Raw genomic sequence first — 9,800 nt, 5'->3', positions numbered from 1 at the left:
GCGCTACCCAGGAACAGCGCGCCCAGCATCAGCGGGCGCAGACAATCAGAAAGCTTGGTCTTCACGTTCACGATAACCTTGAATGCCTTTGTCGAGGAAGCTCTCTACCTTGGCGCCGGTGAGGCCGCCGAGTCCCTTCAGAACAATTTGGAGGAAGACGCCGTGGTCGCCTTTTTCGTTTTCCGGGGCGGCTTGACTGAATTCTTCATAGTCGACCCAGTAACGGTTGATCAGGCGCAGTTTCCAGCAGCAGTTGTCGTATTCGAAACCACCGAAGGCTTCCAGGGTGCGGTTGCGGTTGTAGTCATACTGCCAGCGGCTGATTGCGTTCCACTGCGGCACGATCGGCCAGATGACCGAGAAGTCGTGCTGTTTGATCTTGTAGTAGTCCTTCACGTAGCCAGGGGTGCCCGGCGTACCGTAGTCGCCGCCGCCTACTTGCCATTGACCGGTAGTCTGGTCATAGCGCACCAGGTCGTTGCGATAACGATAACCGGCGTTGATAACCTTGTTCGGGTTGTCTTCTGGCTGGTAGTGGAACATGGCGCTACCCGAGCGCGGGCTATGAGTGTCCGGGTCCCAGTTGTAATCGGCCGTTGTGCGCCAATCACGGTTCCAGCGGTATTCATATTCCAGTGCGTAAGGCGAAACGCTTGACTGCGCGTCTTCACGAGTCCTGGCGTCAATACCTGGCAGTTGAACTTCGCGATCCTTGAAGTAAAGGGCTTGGCCGACGCTGATGCGCTGGCGTTCGAAGCCGTCTTCCTGAATCCAGCGATTGGTCACGCCCAGCGACAGCTTGTTCTCGTCGCCGACGCGGTCGGAACCGGTGAAGCGGTTGTCGCGGAACAGCGAGGAGTAACTGAACGTGCTTTCGCTGGTGTCAAAGACCGGTATGTCACTTTGATCTTTTTCCGGCACGTAGAGGTAGAACAGGCGCGGCTCCAGGGTCTGGCGATAGTTCTTGCCGAACCACTGGGTATCACGGTCGAAGTACAGGCCGCTGTCGATGCTTGCAATCGGAACGCCACGGTTCTGGCTGCTGCTGTAGGTGCCGTTCAGCCGGTCACCCTCAGCACCCTGGCCAGCGATGTCGGCTTTGCCCCTGCTGTCGAGATCCAGATCGTATTGGGTGTATTGGTACTTGAGCGAGGGCTTGATGAAACCATAGCTTGCATTCATCGGCAGGCTGACAACCGGGGCCAGATTTATCCGGTCGCCGGTAGCGCGGGCCAAGCCTCGGACGTTCTCATCCAGAAACAGCTCGGTGTTACCGTTTTCATCCGTGTAGTTGCCGTTCCTCAAATCCCTGTCAAACCGCACGAACTCGGTGTTATAGGCGAAATCCAGACCATAGGGATGCTGCGGTAGCGCACCGTTGAAGGTGATCTGCGGCAGACGATCATAAGGCGTGATATTCGAGATCGTGGCCATCTGGAAGGCCTGCGCATTCAACCGTGCGGTATAGGTATCACCGCGATAGCTGACCGCACCTTGCTGGTTCACGTAGTCCCTGGACTCAACACCGATCTGGTCGGTCTGCAGATCCTGGAAGTAATACGGATCGCTGATCTTGGTGTAGTCGACTTCCGTCATCACACGCGAATCCAGCCCACCCTTGTGCTGCCAGTTGTACATGTAGCGGGTCTTGCTGTAGTCGGTCTGCCGGGAGCGCTCGTCTTCTTCGTCGTTGAGGTACGCCGCGCCGAACTGGCCTTCGCTGGACTTGGTCAGGTAGCGGAATTCGCCTTCCATCAACAGGCCGCGCTTGCTCATGTAGCGCGGGTACAACGTGGCGTCGTAGTTCGGCGCCAGGTTGAAGTAGTACGGGGTGACCAGCATGAAGCCGGTGTCGGTGCCGCTGCCGATGGTCGGCGGCAGGAAGCCGGATTGGCGACGGTCGTCGATCGGGAAATAGATGTACGGCGTGTACAGGACCGGGAAGTCCTTGACCCGCAGCGTCACATTGGTGGCGGTACCGAAGCCGGTGGCCGGGTTCAGGGTGATGTTGTTGCCCTTGAGGGTCCAGGCGTTGCTGCCCGGCTCGCACGTGGTGTACGTACCATCCTTGAGGCGGATGATCGCGTTCTCGGCGCGCTTGGCGTACAGCGCGTTACCGCGGATGCGCGACTTGTGCATCACGTACTCGGCGTTGTCGACCTTGGCTTCGCCGGTGTCCAGCTGCACATCGGCGTGGTCGCCGACAATCAGCGCACCGTTGTCGCGAACTCGCACGTTGCCGCTCAGCTCGCCGCGGTTCTCGGCCTGGTACAGGCTGGCCTCGTCGGCCTCGACCTGCATGCTGCCCTGACGCATGACCACGTCACCGGCCAGGGTCGCCACTTGCTGCTCCTGCTCGTAGCGCGAAGCCTTGGCGCCGAGGAACGTCGGAGCGTCACTCTTGGCGGTCTTGTCGTTCATGCCGGGGCGAGACGGTTCGATGTACGCGCCCGCGCAGTACGGGCCGGTTTCAGCCAGTTGCGCAGGCGTGAGGTTCTCGCGCGGAACCCAGTCCAGGTGACTGTAGTCTGCACTGCGCGACTTCAAGCCGCGGCCCTTGGATTCGGTAACGAGCATCGGCTTATCGCCGGCAACCTCGCCCGAATCGCTGTCGGCCGGAGCACTGCCGCTGTCGGCAACCGCACTGCCTTCATGCACCGGGCGCGGCGGCAATGCAGCGGCCGGCGCCTTGGGTGAACAGTCCCAGGCACCCGAAGCGGAGACGGAGCAGTCATACTGCTGCGCCGCGACGACGAATGAAGAGGCCAGGGGTTGCAGGGCCAGCAGACTGCCGGTGACCAGCAACGGAAATTTTTTACGAAACGCGGGGGATTTCAATGCCATCTTATTAGTCCGGGCTTCCTGCGTGCCATCTGCCCGCGGTGTGGGCCGCACGCCTCTCGATGGTCTGAAAAAGATGCTGGATAATAAAGCATGACCCGCTTGACGGCTAGCGCCGTCGGAGACCCTTGCAATGCCTGACCAAGATGTACGCTTGCAACACCTGAAAGTTTGGCTCGATGAGCAGCTACCAATCCTCTTCACCCAGCAAGGCTGGGGCGCCGTACCCCCGGCCACGTTGACCGCGGCCAGCAGTGACGCGAGTTTCCGGAGGTACTTCCGCTGGCAGGGCGAGGGCCGCAGCCTGATCGTGATGGACGCGCCACCGCCCCAGGAAAACTGCAAACCGTTCGTGGATATCGCTTTTTTGCTGGCGAAATCCGGGATCAACGTGCCGAAAATTTATGCCGAAGACCTTGATCGCGGCTTTCTTTTGCTCAATGACCTGGGCAACCAGACCTATCTGGACGTGATCAACGGCGAAAATGCCGACGATCTGTTCCGCGATGCCCTGCAAGCCTTGTTGGCTTTTCAGCAACTGCCGATGGTCGCGCCGCTGCCCAGCTACGACGTCGCGTTGTTGCGTCGCGAGTTGGAGTTGTTTCCCCAGTGGTACGTCAAGCGTGAGCTGGGAATTGAGCTCGATACGGCCCAGCAAGAACTTTGGCAGCAGGCATCCGACCTGCTGATCAACAGTGCCCTGGCCCAACCGAAAGTATTGGTGCACCGCGACTACATGCCGCGCAACCTGATGCTCAGCGAGCCCAACCCCGGCGTGTTGGACTTCCAGGACGCGGTCTATGGCCCGGTGACCTACGACGTGACGTGCCTGTTCAAGGACGCCTTCCTTAGCTGGCCGGAAGAACGCGTGCGCGGCTGGCTGGAAGATTATTGGCGACAGGCCGGTTCGCTCGGCATCCCGGTCCAGCCGGATTTCGAGGATTTCCTGCGTGCCAGCGACCTGATGGGCGTGCAACGCCATCTCAAGGTGATCGGGATCTTCGCGCGCATTTGCCATCGCGATGGCAAGCCGCGTTACCTGGCTGACGTGCCGCGTTTCTTTGCCTATATAGAAGCGGTCATTGCCCGTCGTCCGGAATTGGCGCCGTTGGACAAGCTGCTCCGCAGCCTGCGCCCAGGAGCGAGCGCATGAAGGCGATGATCCTGGCGGCGGGCAAAGGCGAGCGCATGCGCCCCCTGACCCTCACTACCCCCAAACCGTTGATTCGCGTCGGCGGCATCCCGTTGATCGAGTACCACCTACGGGCATTGGCCACGGCCGGGTTCACCGAAATCGTGATCAACCATGCCTGGCTCGGTCAGCAGATCGAGGATCATCTCGGCGACGGTTCGCGGTTTGGCGTGCAGATCCGCTATTCGCCGGAGGGCGAGCCGCTGGAAACTGGCGGCGGGATTTTCCGCGCGCTGCCGCTGTTGGGTAACGAAGCGTTCGTGGTGGTCAATGGCGATATCTGGACCGATTACGATTTCAGCGTCCTGCGCCGGCCGATTTCGGGGTTGGCGCACCTGGTGCTGGTGGACAATCCGGAGCATCACCCTGAGGGCGATTTCATTCTGGCTGACGGCCAGGTTAATGAGGGCGAGCCTGGTGCCGATAAGCTGACATACAGCGGCATCGCCGTGCTGGATCCACAGCTGTTTGCCGGCTGCGCCGATGGCGCGTTCAAGCTGGCCCCGCTGTTTCGCCGCGCCATGGCCGCAGGGCAGGTCAGCGGTACACGCCTGGAAGGACGCTGGGTCGATGTGGGTACTCACGAACGTTTGTTGCAAGTCGAAAAACTGATAGAGGCGAGCTGTTGATATGTGGTGGCCAGGGACTCTGATTGGAGCCGGGGCGGGCTTTGCCATTGCCAGCATCCCGGGGGCCATGCTCGGCGCATTGTTGGGGCAGGCGCTGGATCGGCGCATGAATCTGCATGGCTGGGCCCAGGTGCGCGAGCGCCTGGGCGGGCGTCCGGCGTTGCGCAACGATGAATTGTTATTCGTATTGCTCGGACGCCTGGCGAAGATCGACGGGCGCGTGGTTGATGGGCACATCCAGCAGGCGCGTCTGGAAATGCGCGCGCTGGATCTGAGCGAACCGGCGCAACGTCGGGCTATCGCGGCCTTCAATCGGGGCAAATCGGGAAACGACCGGCTGCGTGGTTATCTGCGGCGCCTGAGTGCCCAGCCACATGCGGCTGAAGGCGTGCTCCGGGCCTGCTGGCGGATGGTCTGGGCCGATGGCCGTGCCGGTGTAGCCGAGCGTGAATTGCTCGCTCAATGGGGCAAATGGCTGGGTTGGACGCCGCAGCAGGTCCAGGCACTGGCGACGGACTATGAGCCGCAGAAGCCGGGGTTGCCCAGCAGTGGCTTGACGTATCAGGAGGCGTTGCGGCTGTTGGGGGTTTCGGCCAACAGCGAACCGTCGCAAATCAAGCGCGCTTACCGTCGCCTGATCAGTCGTCATCATCCGGACAAGATTGCCGGCAGCGGGGCGACGGCCTTGCAGGTACGCGAAGCGACCGACAAGACCCGCGAGCTGCACAACGCCTATCGATTGATTCGCGAGCGCAGGGACTTTCGCTAGTACACCCGTGGCGAGGGAGCTTGCTCCCGCTGGTGCGCGAAGCGGACCCAAGCCAGGACTAAGCGGATTACGACTGCTGCGCAGCCGAGCGGGAGCAAGCTCCCTCGCCACAGAAGCAGGCGGCAGGGTCTCACTGCTCCGGGCTCTGCGGACTCAACCACCCCCGAACCCGTCGAAACAGCTGTTCCTGCTGCGCCGTTGCGTTGGGCAACGCCTTGAGGGAAACCTGGCTGAAGCTCGACCCTTTCAGTCGTTTGCTGGCTTGCAGGCGTTCCAGGGCCGCGTTGCGATCCGTCGGCTTGTCCATATAGAAAATGTCCGCCGTTGCCAGCTTCAGGTTCGGTGTCAGCTCGGCGAGGCCGGGCTTGGCGGTGACGGGTGTCTGGGCCGCGACCATCACGAAGCGCTGGATTTGCGTGGGTTGTCTTTCGCCAAGATAGCGCGCCGCCCAATAGGCACCGGTGCCGTGGCCCAGCAGGACGATGCTGCGGGCGCTCTGTTGCTCAGCGTAGGCCAATGCCGCGTCGATACGGGCGAAAATCCGTTCGGCGTCGGCCTTGGCGGGTTCGTCGCCGGTTTCGGCGGAGGCCGGCTCCGCCGCGTCGGCCTCGCCGCCGGCGACCTGTTCGATCGGCGCTGCGGTGGTTGCGTCGGGGGCTGCAGCAGCAATGTCGGCCGGCTTGGTCTCCGGCGGTGTTTCCGCCGCGCGGGGTGCGATTACGTCGCTCTGCATGTCCGGCAGCGTAATACTCAGGCTGCTCCATTCGGCATCCGGCAGTTTTTTGCGCAGCGGGCTGATGACCTGAGGCCAGTCAGCCGTTTCGCCGGCGCCGGGAATGATGATGACCACGCCCTTGGGCTCGCTGGTATTGGCCGGCTTCCAGAGGGCAAGGAATGCGTCGCTGCCGGTTTGTAGCTGTCGCTGTTCCTGGGCTGGGACTTTTCGTGCGAGCGCCGCCGCTTCTTCCTGGCTACGCTCGAGCAAAAGCTGGCGTTCGGCCGGTTTCACCTCGGCGGGTAGACCAGCCGCGGCGGGCGCCGTTTCACCGGCCTGTACAGAAAATGCACTCGGCAGTATCAGCGACAGGCACAATGCAGGCAATGTCAGGCGGTTAACAGAGAACATCGGATATTCCATGACCAGAAGTATTTCCGGCAGCCTAATGGGTTGGTCAGTATTTGTCAGTGCGTGAGATTTCGATGATGCGTGTTTGCCTGTGGGTTATCGGCTGTCTATGGCTTCCCTTGATGGCGTGGGCTGCACCCGTGCCACAGGCGCAGACGGTGCAGTTGAGTGCGGGCCAGCGGCAATGGCTGGCGGAGCATCCGCAGTTGCGCGTCGGCCTGGTGTTGCAGGCGCCCTACGCACAGTACGACCGGCGCTTGCAGCGTCTGTCCGGCACCCATGTCGAATTGATGCAATGGCTGGGCAAGGCGTTGAACGTCGAGCTGACCTGGCGCAACTTCCAGGATGTCGCGCAACTGGAAGCCGCCGTGCGCAACGGCGAAGTGGATGTCGCGCCGGGCTTGACCCAGACCCCGGCCGGGCTGCGGCTCTGGCAGTTTTCCGATCCTTACATGCGTGTGCCGCAGTTGATCGTGGGCGAGCAGAAAAGCGCCGAAGGCGTGGAATTAGAGAAACTCGACTCCCAGGCCCGAGTGGTGGTGAGGATGCCCAGCACCACGGCCGATTACCTGCGCAGCAACTACCCGATGCTGAACTTGCAAGGCGTGCCGATGGAACGCCAGGCCCTGCAGTTGCTCTTGAGCCAGCAGGCCCGCTACGCGGTGATCGACGAGGCACAATTGGGGCGTCTGATGGTCGAGCCGGAATTTTCCGGATTGGTGGTGGTGGGTGATATCGGCCTGCCGCAATTGCTCAGGGTCGCCACGCGCCGGGACTGGCCGCAGTTGGCCGAGATCGTCGACAAGGGCTTGCAGGCGATTCCCGCCAAGGAGCTGGAGCAACTGCACAACCGCTGGATCAAGCCCAAATACCCACGCCTGACCGAGACGCCTGGCTTCTGGCAGAACCTGACCCTGCTGATGCTCGCCTTGCTGCTGTGCAGTGTCTCCATCGTGTTCTGGCAACGCCGCCAACAACGCGGGCTGGAACGTCGCCTGCGCTCGGCGCGCGAGGACATCGCCCAGCGCGCCGCCAGTGAAGAAGCCTTGCGCCTGACGCAATTTTCCATCGATCAAAGCACGGTCGGGATCCTCTGGGTGAATTGGGACAGCCATGTGCGCTACGCCAATCGTGCCGCGGAAACCATGCTGGGTTATGCGCCAGGCGCGATCATCGATCGACCGCTGATCGACTTCGAGCCGGGCCTGCACATGGACCGCTGGCTGAATTTGTGGAAGCGCGCTCGCGCCAGCGAAGACGGACCGCAGAGTTTCGAAACCGAATGCGTGCGGGCCGATGGCAGTATCCTGCCGGCGGACGTTTCCCTGAGTTTCCTGCGTTTTCGTGACGCGGAATACCTGGTGGTCTACCTCAATGACGTGACCGAGCGTCGCCGCGCGCTGGCGGCATTGCGAGAGAGCGAGGCGCGGCTGCAGGGCATCGCCGCCAACGTACCGGGCCTGGTCTTTCGCCTGGAGCGGGCACCGGTGACCGGCCAGATCGACTTTGCCTATATCAGCGAAGGCAGCGAAAGCCTGGTGGGCTACTCCCCCGCGGTACTGGCCCGCAGCGATACCGGGCTGCGCAGCCTGGTGCACCCGCAAGACAAGGCCGATTACCACCGCACCCAGGACCAGGCGCTGGACAGTGACAGCGATTGGTCTTGGCAAGGCCGCATCCTGACTCGCGAAGGCCAGGAACGCTGGGCCGAGATCAAGGCGATCACGCGTCGTCTCGAGGACGGCGCCTATGTCTGGGACGGCATTGTCTGGGACATCACCGAAAGCAAGCGCATCGAGTTGGAGCTGGCCAGTTCCCGGGAGCAGTTACGTGAACTGTCGGCGCACCTGGAAAGCGTGCGAGAAGAAGAAAAGGCGCGCATTGCCCGGGAAGTCCACGACGAGCTGGGGCAAATGCTCACGGTGTTGAAACTCGAGACGTCCATGTGTGAACTGGCCTACGCACAACTTGACTCGGGCCTGCAAGAGCGGCTCAACAGCATGAAGCGCCTGATTGCCCAGTTGCTCCAGTTGGTGCGGGACGTGGCGACGGCGTTGCGCCCGCCGATCCTCGATGCCGGAATTGCCTCGGCCATCGAATGGCAGGCCCGCCGTTTCGAGGCGCGCACACAGATTCCGTGCCTGGTGCAGGTGCCGGACAACCTGCCGGCGTTGAGCGACGCCAAGGCCATCGGCCTGTTCCGGATTCTCCAGGAAGCGCTGACCAATGTGATGCGCCATGCCCAAGCGCATACTGTGGAACTGACGCTGGTACGCGAGGGCGACCAGTTGTGCCTGACGATCAGTGACGACGGTGTAGGATTTATTGCCGATACGGGGCGGCCAACCTCCTTCGGTCTGGTCGGCATGCGTGAGCGCGTGTTGATCATGGGCGGGCAACTGACACTGGAGAGTGAGCCGGGCGAGGGCACGACCCTGGCGGTACGGGTGCCGTTGGACAAGCCGCACCTTGGATGACCTGCACCAAACCTGTGGGCGCGAGCTTGCCCGCACATGAGATTCTGAATCTGGAGAAGCGCCGTGATCCGTGTACTGGTAGCCGAAGACCACACCATCGTCCGCGAAGGCATCAAGCAATTGATCGGCCTGGCCAAGGATCTGCTGGTGGCGGGGGAGGCGAGCAATGGCGAACAGCTGCTCGAGACCCTGCGACACGTGCCTTGCGAAGTGGTACTGCTGGATATTTCCATGCCGGGCGTCAACGGCCTTGAGGCAATCCCACGGATCCGTGCGCTGAACAACCCGCCGGCCATCCTGGTGTTGTCGATGCATGACGAGGCGCAAATGGCCGCCCGGGCCCTGAAAGTCGGCGCCGCTGGCTACGCGACCAAGGACAGCGACCCCGCCTTGCTGCTCATGGCGATCCGCAAGGTCGCGGCGGGCGGACGCTACATTGACCCGGACCTTGCCGACCGCATGGTCTTCGAAGTGGGCCTGACCGACACACGACCGCTGCACTCCCTGCTGTCGGAGCGTGAATTCTCGGTTTTCGAACGCCTGGCCCAGGGCGCCAACGTCAATGACATCGCCCAGCAATTGGCCTTGAGTAGCAAGACCATCAGCACCCACAAGGCGCGGCTGATGCAGAAACTCAACATCACCTCGTTGGCCGAGCTGGTGAAATACGCGATGGAGCACAAGTTGCTCTAAGCCTCCCCCATCCCCCTGTGGGAGCGAGCCTGCTCGCGAAAGCGTCGGACCCTTCAGCATCGATGTTGAATGC

General features: G+C 62.0%; 8 protein-coding genes. 5 read left to right on the top strand and 3 right to left on the bottom strand.

The window, feature by feature from the left end:
• Both ACE04F_RS27265 and ACE04F_RS27260 read right to left on the bottom strand, forming a co-directional pair.
• Nucleotides 1-71, bottom strand: a 71-nt coding sequence (locus tag ACE04F_RS27265; RefSeq protein WP_486110697.1) for a hypothetical protein, incomplete at its 3' end; no start/stop codon positions are given.
• A complete protein-coding gene (locus ACE04F_RS27260) occupies nt 46-2,844 on the bottom strand; it encodes an LPS-assembly protein LptD (RefSeq protein WP_486110649.1) in 2,799 nt (932 codons plus the stop codon). The genes ACE04F_RS27265 and ACE04F_RS27260, both read right to left, overlap by 26 nt.
• A gap of 130 nt (nt 2,845-2,974) precedes the next feature.
• Between ACE04F_RS27260 and ACE04F_RS27255 the strand changes: the two genes are divergently transcribed.
• Genes ACE04F_RS27255 through ACE04F_RS27245 form a run of 3 tightly spaced genes read left to right on the top strand, consistent with a single transcriptional unit; the run spans nt 2,975 to nt 5,431 of the window.
• Nucleotides 2,975-3,994, top strand: coding sequence for an aminoglycoside phosphotransferase family protein (locus tag ACE04F_RS27255; protein ID WP_486110648.1), 1,020 nt, complete (start codon nt 2,975-2,977; stop codon nt 3,992-3,994).
• On the top strand, nt 3,991-4,662 hold the full coding sequence (murU, locus tag ACE04F_RS27250) for an N-acetylmuramate alpha-1-phosphate uridylyltransferase MurU (RefSeq protein ID WP_486110647.1): 672 nt from the start codon (nt 3,991-3,993) through the stop codon (nt 4,660-4,662). Before ACE04F_RS27255 ends, murU begins: the two co-directional genes overlap by 4 nt.
• A gap of 1 nt (nt 4,663) precedes the next feature.
• Entirely contained in the window at nt 4,664-5,431 is a 768-nt protein-coding gene (locus tag ACE04F_RS27245; protein WP_486110646.1) for a TerB family tellurite resistance protein, read from the top strand.
• Between the two features lie 130 nt (nt 5,432-5,561).
• Here the strand turns inward: ACE04F_RS27245 and ACE04F_RS27240 are convergent, their stop codons facing one another.
• The gene (locus ACE04F_RS27240; protein ID WP_486110645.1) at nt 5,562-6,557 is read right to left on the bottom strand and encodes an alpha/beta hydrolase family protein; all 996 of its coding nucleotides are present in this window, start codon (nt 6,555-6,557) and stop codon (nt 5,562-5,564) included.
• A 74-nt stretch (nt 6,558-6,631) separates the two neighbouring features.
• Between ACE04F_RS27240 and ACE04F_RS27235 the strand changes: the two genes are divergently transcribed.
• Nucleotides 6,632-9,034 carry a PAS domain-containing sensor histidine kinase gene (locus tag ACE04F_RS27235; protein ID WP_486110644.1) on the top strand — a complete coding sequence of 801 codons (2,403 nt, stop codon included), beginning with the start codon at nt 6,632-6,634 and terminating at the stop codon, nt 9,032-9,034.
• 63 nt (nt 9,035-9,097) lie between these two features.
• Entirely contained in the window at nt 9,098-9,727 is a 630-nt protein-coding gene (locus tag ACE04F_RS27230; protein ID WP_486110643.1) for a response regulator, read from the top strand.
• Nucleotides 9,728-9,800: the final 73 nt, after the last annotated feature.

The organism is Pseudomonas sp. AGC41 (assembly GCF_057334555.1).
The sequence above is the reverse complement of the archived record's forward strand: the minus strand, read 5'-3'. Positions and strand labels throughout refer to the sequence as shown.

Excerpts from the sequence above, each read along its gene's own strand:
- ACE04F_RS27260 (WP_486110649.1), bottom strand. The coding sequence starts at position 2,844 with ATGGCATTGAAATCCCCCGCGTTTCGTAAAAAATTTCCGTTGCTGGTC.
- ACE04F_RS27255 (WP_486110648.1), top strand. The coding sequence starts at position 2,975 with ATGCCTGACCAAGATGTACGCTTGCAACACCTGAAAGTTTGGCTCGAT.
- murU (WP_486110647.1), top strand. The coding sequence starts at position 3,991 with ATGAAGGCGATGATCCTGGCGGCGGGCAAAGGCGAGCGCATGCGCCCC.
- ACE04F_RS27245 (WP_486110646.1), top strand. The coding sequence starts at position 4,664 with ATGTGGTGGCCAGGGACTCTGATTGGAGCCGGGGCGGGCTTTGCCATT.
- ACE04F_RS27240 (WP_486110645.1), bottom strand. The coding sequence starts at position 6,557 with ATGTTCTCTGTTAACCGCCTGACATTGCCTGCATTGTGCCTGTCGCTG.
- ACE04F_RS27235 (WP_486110644.1), top strand. The coding sequence starts at position 6,632 with ATGATGCGTGTTTGCCTGTGGGTTATCGGCTGTCTATGGCTTCCCTTG.